Annotated in this window: 9 protein-coding genes; 2 read left to right on the forward strand and 7 right to left on the reverse strand. The window is 69.5% G+C overall.

Features of this window, described 5'->3' with window-relative positions:
• Nucleotides 1-165: 165 nt before the first annotated feature.
• From KS03_RS09055 to KS03_RS09070, 4 genes are all read right to left on the reverse strand, one after another.
• Nucleotides 166-2235 (reverse strand): phosphocholine-specific phospholipase C, encoded by a 2070-nt coding sequence (locus tag KS03_RS09055; protein WP_012733812.1) that lies wholly within the window; start codon nucleotides 2233-2235, stop codon nucleotides 166-168.
• A gap of 340 nt (nucleotides 2236-2575) precedes the next feature.
• Nucleotides 2576-4039 carry an efflux transporter outer membrane subunit gene (locus tag KS03_RS09060; RefSeq protein WP_012733811.1) on the reverse strand — a complete coding sequence of 488 codons (1464 nt, stop codon included), beginning with the start codon at nucleotides 4037-4039 and terminating at the stop codon, nucleotides 2576-2578.
• Between the two features lie 4 nt (nucleotides 4040-4043).
• Entirely contained in the window at nucleotides 4044-7187 is a 3144-nt protein-coding gene (locus KS03_RS09065) for a multidrug efflux RND transporter permease subunit (protein ID WP_017432753.1), read from the reverse strand.
• Nucleotides 7188-7207: 20 nt separating this feature from the next.
• Nucleotides 7208-8368 carry an efflux RND transporter periplasmic adaptor subunit gene (locus KS03_RS09070; protein WP_012733810.1) on the reverse strand — a complete coding sequence of 387 codons (1161 nt, stop codon included), beginning with the start codon at nucleotides 8366-8368 and terminating at the stop codon, nucleotides 7208-7210.
• Between the two features lie 124 nt (nucleotides 8369-8492).
• Between KS03_RS09070 and KS03_RS09075 the strand changes: the two genes are divergently transcribed.
• A complete protein-coding gene (locus KS03_RS09075) occupies nucleotides 8493-9230 on the forward strand; it encodes a response regulator (protein WP_026051802.1) in 738 nt (245 codons plus the stop codon).
• Nucleotides 9227-10312 (forward strand): ATP-binding protein, encoded by a 1086-nt coding sequence (locus KS03_RS09080; RefSeq protein WP_012733808.1) that lies wholly within the window; start codon nucleotides 9227-9229, stop codon nucleotides 10310-10312. Before KS03_RS09075 ends, KS03_RS09080 begins: the two co-directional genes overlap by 4 nt.
• Nucleotides 10313-10395: 83 nt before the next feature.
• On the opposite strand, the gene leuA is transcribed toward KS03_RS09080, so the two are convergent.
• The 3 genes from leuA to KS03_RS09095 all read right to left on the reverse strand — a co-directional run bounded on the left by leuA (nucleotide 10396) and on the right by KS03_RS09095 (nucleotide 17411).
• Nucleotides 10396-12105: a 2-isopropylmalate synthase gene (leuA, locus tag KS03_RS09085; RefSeq protein ID WP_193373180.1), complete on the reverse strand. Its 1710-nt coding sequence runs from the start codon at nucleotides 12103-12105 to the stop codon at nucleotides 10396-10398.
• Between the two features lie 536 nt (nucleotides 12106-12641).
• Complete coding sequence (locus KS03_RS09090) at nucleotides 12642-16139, reverse strand: ATP-binding protein (RefSeq protein ID WP_012733806.1); 3498 nt, start codon at nucleotides 16137-16139, stop codon at nucleotides 12642-12644.
• Nucleotides 16140-16142: 3 nt separating this feature from the next.
• A complete protein-coding gene (locus KS03_RS09095; protein ID WP_012733805.1) occupies nucleotides 16143-17411 on the reverse strand; it encodes a metallophosphoesterase family protein in 1269 nt (422 codons plus the stop codon).
• Nucleotides 17412-17437 lie beyond the last annotated feature (26 nt).

A 17437-nucleotide genomic window follows, 5' to 3' on the forward strand; every position in this document is an offset into this window, starting at 1 on the left:
TCGCGGCCGTCTCGGCGGCTCGCTCGGGCTGCCGCGGCGGCCCGGCGGGATCTGCGGATGCGCCTGCCGGCCGCGTCGGCCGTGGGACACGCCAGCGAGCACGGCATGCAGCCGCGCCGCCGCGAGGCGCTACCGGCACGGCCGCGCGGCGAGGCGCATTGGAAACTAGGCCATCGAAGGATCGGTGACCCCCGGCGCACCGATTTCGACGTGTCCCGCGAACTGGCGCAGGAAGCGCGCGTCGGCATCGCAAGTGATGCCGAGGTCGTACCACCTCTTGCTGGCAGCCAGCGACCATGGCACCTGGACCGTTTGGCCGGCCGCCACGCTCACCGATTGCGCAGCGACACCGTAGCGATTGTCCGTGATCCGGAACGTCACGCCGGCTTTGCCGGTGTTGACCAGGTTGACGGCAAGGTCGCCGGCGGTGACTTCATAACAGACGGTCGCTTCTTGGCTGCTCGCGCTCGTGCCCGACGAAACAAAGCGGCGGACGAAGCCGTTCGGCGCGATCACCGTCAAGTCATAGGCCGAGGCCACCGCTGCCCCGCCGGCAAAGCGCCAACTGTCGGACAACTTGCTGTTTGCGTCCACCGTATAGCGTTTGACCGATGTCGGCGTGCCTGCCGAATACACGGCAAAGCCGGCCGCGACACTGCCCGTGTTGATGAAGCTCAGCGTGATGGTCGACGCGCTCAGGTCTTGAGCCGCATCGACAAACAGCTCATAGGGAAGCGCACGCGCGTTCCGGCTGCCCCGCTCCTGTTGCGACGGCACCTGGGTGACGGGCACGGTGGGTGGCGCAAGCGTGCTCTGGGCTGCCGCGGCGGCACTCAATCCCGCCACGGAAGGCACCGACACGGCGCTCGCATCAGGGCTCGTGAAGTCGAAGGCGGACGTCAGATCGCCACAAATCGCGCGGCGCCAGGCGCTGATGTTGGGCTCCACGACGCCGAAGCGCTTCTCGATGAATTTGATGATGGAGGTGTGATCGAATACCTCGGAGCAGGTCCAGGCTCCCTTGGACCACGGGGAGACGACGAACATCGGCACCCGCGCGCCCAGCCCGACCGGGCCGGATGGATTGGTGCTGCTGCCCGCATAGAACTCGTTGGCGGTGGCAACATTCGACAAGCCCTCACGGCTCGACATCGGCGGCGACGGCGGAACGACGTGGTCGAAGAAACCGTCGTTTTCATCGTAGGTAATGAACAGCGCGGTTTTGCTCCAGGTATCCGGATTCGACGTCAAGGCATCCAGCACGGCGGCGATGTATGTCGCACCGTCCGCCGGCGAGCGGGCCGGATGCTCCGAACAGAGGTAGGGAGGCAAGAGCCAGGAGACCTGGGGGAGCGTGCCGGCTTTGACGTCGTTCGTCAGCTCGGCCAGGGTTCGCTTCGTCGTGGCATTCGCGACGAGCGCCGGATCGGCATCGGCGGCGGTATAGGCTTGGAAGAAATTCAGTACGTTGTACGGATTCGGGTAGTCGAGGTTCGTCGAACCCGCGGGGTTGGGCGTCAGCGAGGTCCTGAACGGCTCGCTACCGTCCGAGCCTTGGTACACGCGCCAGCTGACTCCGGCCTTTTGCAGCCGCTCCGGGTACGTCGTCCACGTGAAGACATGGGCCGGCGTGTTGTCGATCAGTGGTCCGCCGCCGGTGCCGGCGACGTCGATCATGCCGGTCATCAGATGAAGACGATTGGTGTTGGTCGGCCCCAGGCAGGATGCAAAATACGCGTCGCATACCGTAAACGCGTCGGCCAACGCGTAGTGAAAGGGAATGTCGTTGCGCGCGAAATGCCCCATGGTGAGCCCCCCTTTAGCGGGCACCCAATTATCCCAGCGGCCGTCGTTCCAGGCCGCATGGCCGTCCGACCAGCCGTGCGGCAGCGAGCTGATGGTTTGCGCGCGCGTGGCATTACTATCGAGATGGAAAGTCGTTACGTAGCCACCCTGTCCGTCGGGCTGATTGAAGATCGAGGCTTGGGCATCGACGGGAAGCGTCGATCTGTCGTTGAATCCGCGAAATCCCGCGTGATGCCCAAGATAGTGATCGAACGAGCGATTTTCCTGCATGAGCACGACCACGTGCTCGACATCATTGATCGTGCCTGTCTTCGACGAGGCAGGGATGGCGAGGGCGCGCCGGATGCTGGCCGGCAAGAGAGATATCGCGCCCGCTGCCCCAAGCACCTTTGCCGATTTTTTTATAAAGTCCCGGCGATTCGATTTCATGGCTTTATCTTGTCGGCTCGTCAATTGCCGCAGTGATACACTTTCTTCACGGCCGGCGCTGGATTGCCGGCGCTATCGTCACTGCCGCCGCACCCCGCAAGACTCGCACCAATCAAGAGCAACAAGAAACACCCGGCGACGCGAGTTCTCTTCATCCTCATCCGGCAACGGCCTCGTTTCATTTAAACCGAGGCATGCTCCGTCATTTCCATGGCCTCAGTATGACTGGCCGCTTTCTATGCCATTTCACCAATCCGTGGGAGGCCAAGCGGAAAGCGCGCAGCGAGGGCCTGCCGTCACGCATGTCCGGCGCGATCGCCGGTGGCGCGCCCCTGCCGCGTCATCCCCGCGCGTCGACGGTCGCGTCGACGGGCCCTTGCAGCGCCGTGCCGTCGGCCGGGCTCGCGTCCCGGTCCGTCAATCCGCCGCCGAGCGCCTTGTAGAGCGAGACGGCGTTGCCGAGCGCGCTGCGGCGAAGTTCCAGCAGTGCCTGCCGTGCCGCGTAGAGCTGCCGCTGCGAATCGAGCAGCTCCAGCCGCCCCTCCACGCCTGCGAGGTAGCGCAGCTTGGACAGTTCCATGCGGCGCTCGGCGCTCGATACCACGCGCGCCTGCGCCTCGATCTGCCGTCCATAGGTTTCTTGACCGGCGAGGCCATCGGCCACTTCGCGGAACGCGGCCTGGATGGCCTTTTCGTACTCGGCAACGGCACTGGACTTACGCAGTTGCGCCAGCCGCAGTTCGGCACGCAGCCTTCCTGCCTGGAAGATCGGCACGGTGATCTGCGGCGCAAAGCTCCAGGCCCGGCTGCCGCCGTCGAACAGCCCGTGCATGGCCGGACTCGCATAACCGAGCGCGGCGGTCAGCGACAGGCGCGGGAAGAACGCGGCGCGCGCGGCGCCGATCTCGGCATTGGCGGCAACCAGGCTTTGCTCGGCTTGCAGAATGTCGGGACGGCGAAGCAACAGATCGGACGGCAGCCCCGCCGGCAACCGGGTCACCACCGGTTGCGCGTCCAAGGGAATCGATGCCGGCAGATTCGCCGGAAGGTCGGTGCCGATCAGCAGCCGCAGCGCGTTGCGCGACTGTGCCACGGCGCGCCCGCGCGCTTCCAGGTCGGCTTGGGCGCTGGCGACCTGAGCTTCGGCCTGGGCCACATCCAGGCCGCTGCTCTGGTTGGCCGCTTTCAATTTGCGCGCCAGGTCCAGCGATTGGCGCCAGTCCGCCAGCGTGCGCTCGGCCAGGCGGTGCTGCGCTTGCGCCAGACGCTCGGCGAAATAGGCATCGGCGATCGCGCCGACCAAGGCGATCTGCGTCGCTCGGCGCCCTTGCTCGCTGGCAAGGTAGCGGGCGAAGGCGGCCTCGGACAAGGAGCGCACGCGGCCGAACAGATCGACCTCGAAGGCATTGAGGCCGAGACTGAGGACGTACTGCTCCTGGACTGCCGCGGGCACGGCCGGGCCGAGCTCGCTGCCGGCCACCGTGCGCTGGCGAGTGGCGCTGGCGGTCGCCTCGATCGACGGCAGCCGGGCCGCGCGCTGAATGCCGTATTGGGCACGGACGGCCTCGACGTTCAGAACCGCCAGGCGCAGGTCGCGGTTGTGGCCCAGCCCCAGTTCGATCAGGCGTTGCAGGCGCGGGTCGCGGAACATCGTGCGCCAGCCGAGATCGGCGGCATGCGCCTGGGTGGCGCGGCCGGCCTCGGTCGGGAAGGTGGCGGGCACCGGCGGCTCGGGTTTGACCAGCGCGGGGTCCAGCGAGCATGCCGACACCGTCAGCAACAGTAGAACCATGAGTGCGCGCATGACATCAATCCTGTTGCTGGTGGTGGGACGGGCGGGCCGCCCGGCGGTTTGCCCGCCAGGTCACGAAGCGTTCCTGGAACCCCATCACGAACACGAAGAACACCGGTACGAAGAAGATCGCCAGCACGGTCGCCGAGACGATGCCGCCCAGCACGCCGGTGCCGATCGCCTGCTGCGTCTCGGCGCTGGCGCCGCTGGCGATCACCAGCGGCACCACGCCCAGGCCGAAGGCCAGCGAGGTCATCACGATCGGACGCAGGCGCAGCCGCGCCGCCTCCACCGCCGCCTCGATCAAGCCCTTGCCCTGCTCGCGCAGTTGCTTGGCGAACTCGACGATCAGGATCGCGTTCTTGGCCGACAAGCCGATCACGGTAATCAAGCCGACCTTGAAGAACACGTCGTTGGGCATGCCGCGCAGCAGCACCGCCCCCACCGCGCCGAGCAGGCCCAACGGCACCACCAGCAGCACCGACAACGGAATCGACCAGCTCTCGTAGAGCGCGGCCAGCACCAGGAACACCACCAGCATCGACAGCGCCATCAGCAACGGCGCCTGCGAGGCGGACTGGCGCTCCTGCAACGACTGCCCGGTCCAGGCCACCGCGAATCCCGGCGGCAGTTGCGCGGCCAGACGCTCCATCTCGGCCATTGCCGCGCCGCTGGAGACGCCGGGTGCGGCGCTGCCGGAAATGCGCGCCGCCGGAAATCCCTGGAAGCGCACCATTTGCAGCGGCGTCTCGCTCCACTCCGGCCTGACCACTTCGGCCAGCGGCACCATGCCGCCGCTGGCGTTGCGCAGGTACAGCTTGAGCACATCGTCGATCTGCATGCGCGCGGGCGCATCGGCCTGGATGATGACCTGCTGCATGCGGCCGGCATGCGGGAAGTCGTTGACATAGGTCGATCCGATCGCGGCGGAGAGCGCGTCGCTGATGCTGGTGAAGGAAAGGCCCAGCGCCTCGGCCTTCTGCCGGTCGATATGCAGGCGAATACTCGTGCCGGCGGGCAGGCCGTCGGGATAGACGCCGCTGACCACCTTGCTGCGCGCGGCCAGCGCCAGCAACTTGGCCTCGGCCGCCTTGAGGGCGGCATAGCCTTGATTGGCGCGATCCTGCAGGCGCATCGTGAAGCCGGAGCTGGTGCCCAGTTCGTCGATCGCCGGCGGCAGCAAGCTCATCACCGTGCCTTCGGTGCTGCCGGACATGGCTTGCTGGGCCAGCGCCGCCTCGCCTTGCGAGGTGGCGCCGCCGCGCTGCTTCCAGTCCTTGAGCACCGTGAAGGCCATGGCGGCGTTCGGGCCGGAGCCCGAGAAGCCGAAGCCGAGGATCGACAGATTGGACTGGATGGCGGGACGCGAAGCGATGTGCTTCTCGAAAAGCTTCACCACGTCGAGCGTGCGTTCGGCGGTCGCGTCGGCCGGCAACTGAATGCTGGTCATGAAGTAGCCCTGATCCTCGTCCGGCAGAAACGACGAAGGCAGCTGCCGGAAGGCCAGCACCAGTACCGCGGCGATCGCGAGGAAGGCCAGCATGACCCGTCCGGCGCGGGTGACGAGCTTGCCCACGCGGGTTTCATAGCCCGCGCTCAGGCGATCGACACGGCGGTTGAACCAGCCGAAAAAGCCCGGCCTATAATGGCGGCCGGGATCGACCGGCTCGAGCAGCGTGGCGCACAGGGCGGGGGTCAGCGTCAGCGCGAGGAAAGCCGAGAACAGGATCGACACCGCCATCGACAGCGTGAACTGCCGGTAGATCACGCCCACCGAGCCGCCGGCCAGTGCCATCGGGATGAGAACGGCGGTCAGCACGAGGGTGATGCCGACCACCGCGCCGGTGATCTCCTTCATCGCCTTGAGCGTGGCATCCTTCGGCTCCAGCCCCTCCTCGGCCATGATGCGCTCGACGTTTTCCACCACCACGATGGCGTCGTCGACGATGATGCCGATCGCCAGGACCAGGCCAAACATGGTCAGAACGTTGATCGAGAAGCCGCAGGCCAGCATCACCGCGAAGGTGCCCAGCACGGCGATCGGCGCGACGATGGCGGGGATCAGCGTATAGCGGATGTTTTGCAGGAACAGGAACATCACCAGGAACACCAGCACCATCGCCTCGAGCAGCGTCTGGATCACCTTCTCGATCGAAATCTTGACGAACGGCGCGGTGTTGAACGGGATCGAGTAATGCATGCCGGCCGGCATCGTACGGCTCAGCTCCGCCATGCGCGCCTGCACGCCTTGGGCGGTGCGCACCGCATTGGCGCCGGGCGCGAGCTGGATGGCTGCGGCGGTGGCGATCTTGCCGTTCTCGCGGTTGGAGAAGCCATACGATTGCGCGCCCAGCTCGACACGGGCAACGTCGCCGAGAACGACCTTCGAGCCGTCGGCATTGGCACGCAGCACCACCGCGGCGAACTCCTCCGGCGTGCTCAATTGCCCCTGCACATTCAGCGGCACGGTCACCCGCTGCCCCGGCACGGCCGGCGAGGCGCCGACGCTGCCGGGTGCGATCTGGGCGTTCTGCTGTGCAATGGCCGCGGTCAGATCGCTCATCGTCAGGCCGTATGAAATCAGCTTGGCCGGATCGACCCAGATCCGCATGGCCTGCTCGGTACCGAACAACTGCACCTTGCCCACGCCTTCGATACGGCGCAGTTCCTCGACCAGGTTGCGCGCCATGTAGTCGCTGAGCGCGGTCTCGTCGAAACGGCCGTCTTCGGATGTCAGGCCGACGAGCATCAGGAAGCCGGACGCCGCGGACTCCACGGTCAGCCCGTTCTGACGGACCACCTGCGGCAAGCGTGCCTCGATCGACTTGAGCCGGTTCTGCACGTCGACCTGCGCCAGCTCCGGGTCGGTGCCGGGCTTGAAGGTGGCGGTAATCTCCGCGGAGCCCGACGTATCGGCCGAGGACTCGAAATACAGCAGGTTCTTCACGCCCGACAGCTCGCGCTCGATCAGGCTGAGCACGGCGTCGTTCATGGTCTGCGGCGTGGCGCCCGGATAGCTGGCGATGATGCTGACCGACGGCGGCGCGACGGACGGGTAGCGGGCGATGGGCAGCTTCGGAATGGCGATGACGCCCGCCAGAACGATGAACAGGGCGACCACCCAGGCGAAGACCGGGCGCTGGATGAAGAATTTGGACATGGCGATTCGTGTTTCGTTGCTCAGCTAGCGGAGGCCGCAGGGGTGGAATCGGGCGACTTCCACTCATGCGAACTCACCTTGGTGCCGTCGGAGAGCCGCTCCATGCCCTCGACCACGATCCGCTGCCCGGCGTGCAACCCGGCGCGGACGCGATAGCGCCTGCCCGCCCGCTCGCCCAACGCCACGGCGACGAGCTTGGCGCGGTGGCTCGCATCGAGAACCCAGACCCGCGGCTGCCCGCTCACCCGCACCACGGCCTGCTGCGGCACCGTCAGCGCGGCGTCGTAGCTGGCGCCGGGCACGCGCGCGCGCACGAACATGCCCGGCAGCAGCTGCCGCTGCGGGTTGTCCACCAGCACGCGCAGCAGGACCTCGCCGGTGCCGGCATCGACATTGATGCCCGAGAACAGGATGCGTGCCTTGAGGCCATAGGATTTCCCATCGCTTCGCAGCAAGGTCACCGGCAAGCCGTGCCCGGCGCTCGCGCCGGGTGCGGCCAGGGCTTCGCGCAGTGCGTCGAGCGAGGAAGCGGGACGACGCACGTCCACATACACCTGATCGATCTGCTGAATGCGCGCCATCGGATTGCTGTCGCCGCTGCTCACCAGCGCCCCTTCGCTGACCAATGCCTGGTCGACGCGGCCCGAAATCGGCGCCTCCACGGTGGCGAACTTCAGGTCCAGCTGGCGGCGTGCCAGGATGGCCCGCGCCTGCGCCACGTCCGCCGCGGCCTGCTCACGCTGGGACACCGCGTCGTCATAGGCTTGGCGGCTGATCGCGTCGGCCTCGACGAGAGGCTGCAGCCGGGCCGCCTGCAGGCGGGCACGCGCCAGCACGGCGGCGGCCCGCTGCAGGGCGGCGGCGGCGGTGTCCGCGTCGGCCCGGAACGGCGCGGGATTGATCTGGAATAAGGGCTGGCCGGCGCGCACTTCGCTACCTTGCTCGAACAGCCGGCGCTGCACGATGCCGCTGACTTGCGGCCGAATCTCGGCGACGCGCAAGGCGGCGACGCGCCCGGGCAGCTCGTCGCTCAGTTCCAGCCGAGCAGGCACCAAGGTCGTCGCCGAGACCTGGGGCGCGGGCGGAGCGCTTTCCTGCGGCTCGGATTGCCCGCAAGCCGTCAGCATGACCGTCAACAGCACAGAGAGGCCTGCGCGGCGGCACGGTGATTCGATCTTCATGGAACTCCTTCGGAAACAGGCCGTCGATGGCCGGCGAGACGGTCGGGAGTCTGAATCTGGACGATGGTGTTTCGTCCGAGCTATGATGGAGATTCGATGGAGAACGAAAAAATACCCGGCCGCCATGCTTGATTCGACGCTGCCAGCCAATGCTGAGCCAAGCACTCAGGCCTTGATCCTGATTGCCGAGGACGAGCCCGAAATCGCCGACATCGTGGCGGCCTACCTGACGCGTTCGGGCCTGCGCAGCGTGCAGGCGACTGATGGCCGGCAGGCGCTCGAGCTTCACGAGCGCCTGAAGCCCGACCTGGTCCTGCTGGACGTGCAGATGCCCTGCCTGGACGGCTGGCAGGTGCTCACCGAAATCCGCCGCCGCGGCGACACGCCCGTCATCATGCTGACGGCGATGGACCAGGACATCGACAAGCTGATGGGGCTGCGCATCGGAGCCGACGACTACGTCGTCAAGCCTTTCAACCCGGCGGAGGTGGTGGCGCGCACGCAGGCGGTGCTGCGCCGTTCGATGGCGCGGGGCGAGCGCGAAGAGCAGCGCGTGCTGCGCGCGGCGCCGTTCGAAATCGACCTGGACCACCATGAGGCGACCGTCGAGGTCGGCAAGCAGCGCCACGCGCTGAGCTTGACGCTGACCGAGTTCAAGCTGCTGGTGCAACTGGCGCGTGCGCCCAAGCGCGTGTTCAGCCGCGCGGAACTGCTGGCGACCTGCCTGCCGGAAGGCGATACCCTGGAGCGCACGGTGGACAGCCACATCAGCAAGCTGCGCAAGAAGCTGGAGGACCGGGGGGTCACCGGCATCCCGGTCGGCATTCGCGGGGTGGGCTACCGGCTCTGGAGCACCGAATGAAACTGGTTGGATTGAGCCGCCAGATCGCGCTGACGATGATGGCGATGGCGTTTGGCGTCACCCTGCTGTTCCTGCTGACCTCCTATGCCTTCTATTTCTTCCTGAAAACCTATTGGCCGGAGGCGTCTTCGAGCGAAAGCTTGATGCCGACGGGGCCGGAGTGGGGGTGGATGATCGGCACCACCCTGGCTGCGTTGGCGCTGTCCGCCGTCGTGGCGATCAATTTGTCGCGCCGCATCCTGGTTCCGTTGAACTCGGTCACCGACAGCATTCGCCGCGTCGCCCAGGGCGAGCTGGGTGTCAGGGCCGATGCCAGTGACCGCTCGCTGGGCGAAGCGGCGCTGTTGGCCGATGACTTCAATGCCCTGGCGGACAAGCTGCAGCGCATGACCGAGGAGCAAACCTTCTGGAATGCCGCGATTTCCCACGAATTGCGCACGCCGGTGACCATCCTGCGCGGACGACTGCAAGGCCTGGTCGATGGCGTGTTCACGCCGGACGCCTCCCAGTTCCGCAACCTGCTCGGCCAGGTCGAGGGGCTGTCCCGCCTGATCGAGGACTTGCGCGTCGTCAGCCTGGTGGAAAGCGGCCACCTGGATCTCCAGTGGCAGGCAACGGACCTCGTCGCGGAAATCACGTCGGTGGTGGAATTCTGCTCCGATGCGCTGCGCTCGGCCGGCCAGCATCCGGTCCTGAACCTGGACGGCAGCCGCCGCATGCTTTGCGACCCGGGACGGATTCAGCAAGCCCTGCTGGCCCTGCTCGACAATGCCCGGCAGCATGCCGTTCCAGGGGAAATCCGCATTCGCACGTGGCTGGAAAATGGACAGTGCAGCTTGAGCGTGGAGGATGACGGCCCGGGCATTCCGGCGGACGTCGTCCCCTATGTTTTCCAGGCGTTCCGCCGCGCCGATGCCACCCGCGCCAAGACGGGCGGCAGCGGCCTGGGGCTCGCCATCGTCGCGGCCATCGCTCAGGCGCACGGCGGACAAACCAGTTGCCGCGCAACGGCCAAAGGCGGCACGCAATTCATAGTGAGCTGGCCCAATAAGGCCCCCCTGCCGGATACCGCGCGAAATTAGCCTCGCCGTGACCTGCCGTTCGACGGCGGCCGGCGAGGCGGCGGCCGTCATCGCGCGCCGCATCGGGCACGCCGGCGGCGCGCTCAGGCCACCTCGCTCGCGGCCGGCTGCACGGCGAAGAAGCCGGCCTGCGCGGCCTGGCCGGCACGCGCGTAGGCGCGGTTGATGCCGCTGATCACGGCGCGGATCGACGCGGTGGTCAGGTTCGCGTCGATGCCGACACCGAACGCGCTGCCCGGCACGCCCTCGCCTGCCAGCTCGGCGATCGCCACCGCCTTCGCGTCGGCGCCCTGCGACAGCGCCCGCTCCTCGTAGTGCTGGATGCGCAGCGGCGTGCGCAGCGCGTTCATCAGCGCGTCGAGCGGGCCGTTGCCCTCGCCGCGCAATTCGCGCCGCTCGCCGTGGATCTCGGCGCTCAGCACGATCGTCTCGCGGCCGCCGCGCTCGCTCAGCTCGTGGCCGAGGTAGCGCAGCGGCGCATGGTTGGCGACGTACTCGGATTCGAACAGCGCCCAGATCTGCGCGGCCGAGACCTCCTGCCCGCTCTGGTCGGTCAGGCGCTGCACGGCCGCGCTGAAATCCACCTGCAGGCGGCGCGGCAGCGCCACGCCATAGCCCTGTTCGAGCAGATAGGCGATGCCGCCCTTGCCCGACTGGCTGTTGACGCGAATGATCGAATCGTAGGTGCGGCCCAGATCGCTCGGGTCGATCGGCAGGTACGGCACCTCCCAGCGCGCGTCGGCGCGCTGCGCCGCGAGGCCCTTCTTGATCGCGTCCTGGTGCGAGCCGGAGAACGCCGTGAACACCAGATCGCCGACGTAGGGATGACGCGGATGCACGGGCAGCTGCGTGCATTCCTCGGCGGTGCGCGCGACGCTGTTGATCTGCGAGAAATCGAGGCCCGGATCGACGCCCTGCGTGTAGAGGTTCAGCGCGAGCGTGACCAGATCGACGTTGCCGGTGCGCTCGCCGTTGCCGAACAGGCAGCCCTCGATGCGATCGGCGCCGGCCATCACCGCCAGCTCGGCCGCCGCCACCGCGGTGCCGCGGTCGTTGTGCGGATGCACCGAGAGGATCAGCGAATCGCGCCGCGCGAGATTGCGGTGCATCCACTCGATCTGGTCGGCGTAGTAGTTCGGCGTACCCACCTCGACGGTGGCCGGCAGGTTCACGATCGACTTGCGCTCGGGCGTCGGCTGCCAGACGTCGAACACGGCATCGCAGACTTCCTTGGCGAAGTCGAGCTCGGTGGCGGTGAAGGTTTCCGGGCTGTATTGCAGCGTGAACTGCGTGTCGGCGGCCGCGTCGGCCAGCCGCTTGATGGTGCGCGCCGCGCTGACCGCCAGCTGCTTCACGCCCTCGCGCTCGAGGCCGAACACGATGCGGCGGAATTCGGGCGCGGTCGCGTTGTAGAGGTGGACGATCGCGCGCTTGGCGCCGCGCAGCGACGCGAAGGTGCGCTCGATCAGGTCGTCGCGCGCCTGCGTCAGCACTTCGATCGTCACGTCGTCGGGAATGTGGCCGCCCTCGATCAGCTCGCGCACGAAATTGAAGTCGGTCTCGGAGGCCGACGGAAACGCCACCTCGATTTCCTTGAAACCGATCGCCACCAGCATCTTGAACATGCGCATCTTGCGCGCCGCGTCCATCGGCTCGAACAGCGCCTGGTTGCCGTCGCGCAGGTCGGTGCTCATCCAGATCGGCGCGCGCGTGATGGTGCGCGACGGCCACTGGCGATCGGTCAGGTTGACGGGCGTGAACGGGCGGTACTTGGCGGCGGGGTTCTTGAGCATCATGATCGGTTCTCGGTCAGGTTTTCATAAGCGGCAGCGCGGATCGGCAATCCGGATCGGCATCGCGATCACGCGCGCAGCGGTGAGACGGCACAACGGCAAAGCGGCGAATACAGGCTGGCCTTGGGGGGTCGTGCGACGGGAACCTGGAGGGAGAATCAACGCGGGCGCCGGTCGACAACCGGGGCCAGGAGTGATGCGGGGAAACGCTGGCGCTTCAGGAACGAAGCAGGGGGAACGCGCGCAGCCGCAGACCTAGCCCGGATAGCGGGGCTAGTAGTCGTAGCGAGAAGAAGGACTGGGCGGCTTGCATGGCGGCAATCAAACCACGCGCAGCCCCCCGCTGTCAACCGGATTCTTGGCCGGCGCGCGGCACCCTCGCCGGCCGCGGCGGCGAGGGCCACGCCAAGGCGGGCGCGGCAGCCGGCCGTGCCGGCGCATTCGGGCCGGCCCGCCGCCGTGCCGCCGTGCCGCCGTGCCGCCTGCCGCCGCGCGCCGGACCCGCGGCCGGCCGCCGACGCGGGCGCGGCGCCGGCTCAGGCCGAGGTCTCGCGCTGCAGCTCGACCACGTTCACCTGCGCGCCGAACACCTCCTCCACCAGCGGCAGCAGATGCGCGTGGTGCGTGAGGAACAGCACCTGCGTGCGGGTGGACAGTTCGCGCAGCGCGGCCAGGCCGGCCTTCGAGCGCGCGTCGTCGAAGTTGATGAAGAGGTCGTCGGCCACGAACGGCAGCGCGGCCTTGTTGCCGAGCTGCAATTCCAGCGCGGCGATGCGCAGCGCGAGGAACAGCTGGTCGCGCGTGCCTTCGCTGAGGCCGCCCACCGCCACCGGCCTGCCGTTCGCGCGCCGCGCGGACAGCTCGGGCGGCTGGCGCTCGGTATCGACCACGAGCCGCGAGAAATCGCCGAGCGTGAGCCCCGCGAAGATCTCGCTCGCGCGGCTCAGCATCGGCCCCTGCCGCTGCTCGCGATAGCGCTCGATGGCCCAGCGCAGCAGGCGGCTCGCGGTGGCCGCCTCCAGGTACTGCTCAGCCGTGTCGCCCATCGCGGCGAGCGCCTCCTGGCGTTTCGCCTCGGCAATCGCGGCGCTCGACTGGCCGGCGATCGCGTCGAGCGCCTGCTGCGCCACCACCTCCTCCTGCGCGAGCCGGCTCAGCGCCGCGCCGCACGCCTCGCCGTCGTGCCGCGCCGCTTCGAGCAGGGCCGGCACCTCGGCGAGATCCTGGGCGGCGATCTCGGCCGCGATCGCCTCGGGCGTGAGCCCGTCGCCGTCGCGGATCAGCGTGGCACGCGCCGCCGCGATCTCCTCGCGAAGCCGGCGCGCCGTGTCCGAACGCGCCGCCAGCGGCAGCGCCGCGTCGATCGAGTCGACCCGCGCGCTCGCCAGCAGCGGCGCGACGCGCGCCTGCTCGGCGGCGAGGCCCGCGTTCGCCTCGTCGAGCTGGCGCCGCGCCTGATCGAGCGCCTCGTCGGCGCGCGCGATCGCGGCCGCGCTCTCGCGCGCCGCCGCCAGCCGCGCGGCCAGCGCGCGCGCGATCGCGGCGCCGTCGTGGGTGGCCGGCAGGCGCGGATCGAGCGCCTCGGCCAGCGCGGCGGCCTGCCGTGCGAGCGCGGCCAGGTCGGCCCGCATCGCCTCGAGCCGGCGTGCCGGCGCGTCGGCCGCCGCCAGATGCGCGGCCACTTCGTTGGCCAGATCGACGGCGCCCTGCGCGGCCGCCGCCGAATTCGCGCGCTCGGCGAGCCGCGCCTCGGCCAGCGCAGCGCGCCACTGCTCGTCCCATTTGTCGTGCTCGCGCTGCGCGCGCTCGACGCGGGCCGCCGCCGTGGCGCGCGCCTGTTCGGCTTCGCTCACGCGCGCGTCGAGGTTGCCGCGCTGCGCGACGGCACGCTCGGCCGCCTGCACGAAGGCCTCGGCCGCGCCGAGCCACTGGCTCAGCCGCCCGGTGTCGAGGTCGGCATCGACGCCGGGCGCCACCGCGAGCAGCGCGGCGGCCAGCGCCTGTTGCGCGCCTGCGCGCTCGGCGCGCAGGCGGTCCAGCTCGCGCGTCTGCTGGTCGACCGTGCGCTGCGCGGCGAGCGCCGTCTCGCGTCGCGCGAGCCAGTCGCCGATGTCGGCCAGCGCCATGCCGGGCAGGCCGGCGGCCTCGGCCGCCTCGCTCCAGGCGCGCCGCGTGGCCGCGAGCGCCTGCTCGGCCTCGGCGAATTCGGCTTCCCTGCGCGCCAGCCGGGCGCGCTCGAGCTCGAGCTGCTGGCGCAGCGACTGCAGCTCGGCGGCGGCCTGCACCGTGCCGAGCTGCGCGTCCACCAGCTGGTCGGCACGCAGGATCGCGTCGTCCAGCGCCGGCGCGCCGGCCTCGAGCGCGACGGCGCCGCATTTCAGGTCGCGCCAGAGGCCGTCGCGGCGCACGCGCTGCGCGTGCACCTCGGCCTGCGTCACGATCTGCCGGCCCTGCGCCGCGTGCTGCTCCTGCAGCGCGAGCTTCTCGAACGCGGCGCGTGCCTCGGCCAGCGCGCCGCGTGCGGCGCTCACGGCGCTCATGCCGTCGCTGTCGGCCTTCTGGTGCGCGGCGAGCCGCGCGGCCGAAGGCAGGTCCATCGTCTTCAGCGCGGCCACCGGCGCGCGCCAGCGGCCGAGCTGATCGAGCGCGTCGGCCAGCGCGTGGCCGCTCTCGGCCAGCGCCTGCGCCAGTGCGCGCTCCTTCGCCTCGCTCTGCCGGAAGCCCTGCGCGTCGGCCAGCGCGGCGCGCAGGGCTTCCGGCACCTCGTCGGCGACGATCGCCGCGCGCTGCGCGCTCAGTTGCGCCAGCTCCCGCTCGCGTTCGGCGAGCGCGTCGCGCGCGCCGTCCAGCGCCTGCTCCAGCGCGCCGCGCCGGTGCAGCAGGTTGGTCACCGTCTTCAAGGCGAGCTCGGACGGCAGCGCCGCGCGCAGGGCCGCCTCGTCGCGCGGCCAGCCGAGCTGCGCGGCCGCCGCGAACGCGGCCTCGAGTTCGCGCGCGATGTCCGCCTCCACCAGCGGACGTGCCTGCTCGTGACGCGCGCATTCGACGCGCAGCGCGTCGAGCGCCTCGATGTCGGCGGCGAACGCGATCGCCTCGGGATCGGCGCGAAGCGCGTCACGCTCGGCCTGCCGCCTCGCGAGTTCCTCCCGATAGGTGTCGAGCTTCGCGCGCACCGCCGAGAGCGTGGCGCGCGCCTCGAGCAGATCGGCCGTCGCGCTCGGCGGCAGCTCCAGCACCGGGCCGAGCGCCGCGAGTTCGGCCGCCTTCGCGGCTTCGGCGTTCAGATAGGGAGCGAGGCGCCGCACGCGCTCGAGCTTGGAGCGCATGGCGTCGAGCCGCCGCTGCGCGGCGCGGGCCTGCTCGATCTCGCCGCGAACCTTGTCGAGCGCCGCCTGGCGCTCGACCCAGTCGCGCGTGCGAACCTGGAGCGCACGCAGCTCGGCGGTGGCCTCGGCGAAGGCGGCCTCGGCGGCGGCGAAGGCGGTCTTGCCGCTGCGCGGCGCCCATAGCGCCGCGCGCAACGCTTCCAGCTCCTCGCGCACCGGCCCGAGGCTGCCGATGCCGGCCGCCGATTCGAACAGCACCTGCCCGAGCTTGTCGGACGCGTCGAGCAGGCTGCGCCCGCCCGCCACCAGCCGCTCGTGGTCGAGGCAGAACATCTGCTCGAAGAACTCGCGGGTCGCGCCGTCGAGCGCCGCCTCGAGGAAATCGTCGGGCAGCTTGCCGTCGTCCTCGGGCTTGCGCAGCGATTTGGCGCCGCGCGCGCGGTGGAACGCCAGCGTGGCGCCGCCCGCGCCGCCGCGCCCGACGTCGAGCAGGCCGCCCAGGCGCAGGTCCGAGACGTCGTGGACGAAGTTGAGCGGCGTCTTCAGCTTCATGCCGAACAGCAGCTCCGACACGGCGGTGCGCACCGTCGACTTGCCGGCCTCGTTGGGCCCGACGATCACATGAAAGTCATGGGCCGCCGGCGGGAACCGCAGCGTGGCGTCGGTGAACTTGCCGTACCTGAACAGCTCGAGCTGGCGAATCCGCATCGCTCACTCCCCCCGCGCCAGGCGCGCGACGAGCGCCGTGCCCACCTGCTCGACCAGCGCCGGCAGCTCGCCGGCGCGCGCGGCGCCGAGCAGCGGCACGTCCTCGCCGCGCACCTCGCTGCGGACCTTGCCGACGAACGGCTTCAGCTCCCGGTCGAGGCTCGCGAGAAACTCGCGATCGTGGATCGCCTCGGCCAGGATGCGCCGCAGGTCGTCGAGCGCCTCGAGCGGCTCGCCGTGCGCGGCCGGCTCGGCAGGCGGCGCGGTGCGCAGCTTGACCTTCTCGAGCCAGAGCCGCTGGTTGCCGAGCATGCCGATCTGGTTCAGCACCTCGGCGCGCAGCTCGGCCGCGCGGCCGAACAGCTGGCCATGCAGCGGCGTCGCGCCGGTGACGGTCACGCGCACCGCGCGCGGCACCTCGCCGTCGCTGGCGAGCAGCGCCTCCAGCGCCGCGCCGATCTTGTGCGACAGCGCCTCGATCGTCTCGCAGTCGCCCGCCCCGACCTCGAGCGCCTCCCAGCGCAGCACGTCGATGAACAGCCGCTCGACCTCGGTGCGCCCGCCCTCCACCGTCACCAGCACCGCGCCGCGCCGGCCCGTCTCGCGAATGTGGCGCCCCTGCAGGTTGCCGGGAAACACGATCGTCGAGGCCTCGTTCCATTGCTGGAACTCGTGGACATGGCCGAGCGCCCAGTAGTCGTAGCCCTTGGCGTGCAGCTCGGCGCGCGAGCACGGCGCGTAGTTCGCGTGCAGCGTGCCGCCTTCCAGCGCCGTGTGCAGCACGCCGATGTTGTAGGCGCCCGGCACCGGGTCGGGATAGCCGATGGCGAGGTTGTCGACCACCGCCTTGTCCTTGAAGCTCTGCCCGTGCAGCGCGACGCGCGTGCCGTCGGCGTCGCCGGAATCGAGCCGGAAGGTGGCCGGCTTGCGCGACGGGAACACCGTGACATTGGGCGGCAGCGCGAGCTTCCTGCTCATCTCGCTCTCGGCGTCGTGATTGCCCCACAGCACGAACACGGGGATCTGCGCGTCGCGCAGGCGGGCCATCTGCCGGCCGAAGAAGATGCCGGTGTTGTGATCCTTCCAGTCGCCGTCGTACAGATCGCCGGCGATCACGACGAACGCCACGGCTTCGTCGATCGCGCGATCGACCAGCAGTTGCAGCGCGTCGCGCGAGGCCTGGCGCAATTGCGCGGCGGGCGCGTCGGGATAGGCGCTGAGCCCGTGCAGGGGGCTGTCCAGATGGATGTCGGCCGCGTGGATGAACTTCACGACGAGTCCTCTCGTTCGAATCGGGA

The organism is Burkholderia glumae LMG 2196 = ATCC 33617 (assembly GCF_000960995.1).
Classification (GTDB): domain Bacteria; phylum Pseudomonadota; class Gammaproteobacteria; order Burkholderiales; family Burkholderiaceae; genus Burkholderia; species Burkholderia glumae.

What these genes read in the sequence shown, in the direction of transcription:
- KS03_RS09065 (WP_017432753.1), bottom strand. Translation starts at nt 7,187, where the DNA reads ATGTCCAAATTCTTCATCCAGCGCCCGGTCTTCGCCTGGGTGGTCGCC.
- KS03_RS09060 (WP_012733811.1), bottom strand. Translation starts at nt 4,039, where the DNA reads ATGCGCGCACTCATGGTTCTACTGTTGCTGACGGTGTCGGCATGCTCG.
- KS03_RS09090 (WP_012733806.1), bottom strand. Translation starts at nt 16,139, where the DNA reads ATGCGGATTCGCCAGCTCGAGCTGTTCAGGTACGGCAAGTTCACCGAC.
- KS03_RS09055 (WP_012733812.1), bottom strand. Translation starts at nt 2,235, where the DNA reads ATGAAATCGAATCGCCGGGACTTTATAAAAAAATCGGCAAAGGTGCTT.
- KS03_RS09075 (WP_026051802.1), top strand. Translation starts at nt 8,493, where the DNA reads ATGCTTGATTCGACGCTGCCAGCCAATGCTGAGCCAAGCACTCAGGCC.
- leuA (WP_193373180.1), bottom strand. Translation starts at nt 12,105, where the DNA reads ATGCTCAAGAACCCCGCCGCCAAGTACCGCCCGTTCACGCCCGTCAAC.
- KS03_RS09080 (WP_012733808.1), top strand. Translation starts at nt 9,227, where the DNA reads ATGAAACTGGTTGGATTGAGCCGCCAGATCGCGCTGACGATGATGGCG.
- KS03_RS09070 (WP_012733810.1), bottom strand. Translation starts at nt 8,368, where the DNA reads ATGAAGATCGAATCACCGTGCCGCCGCGCAGGCCTCTCTGTGCTGTTG.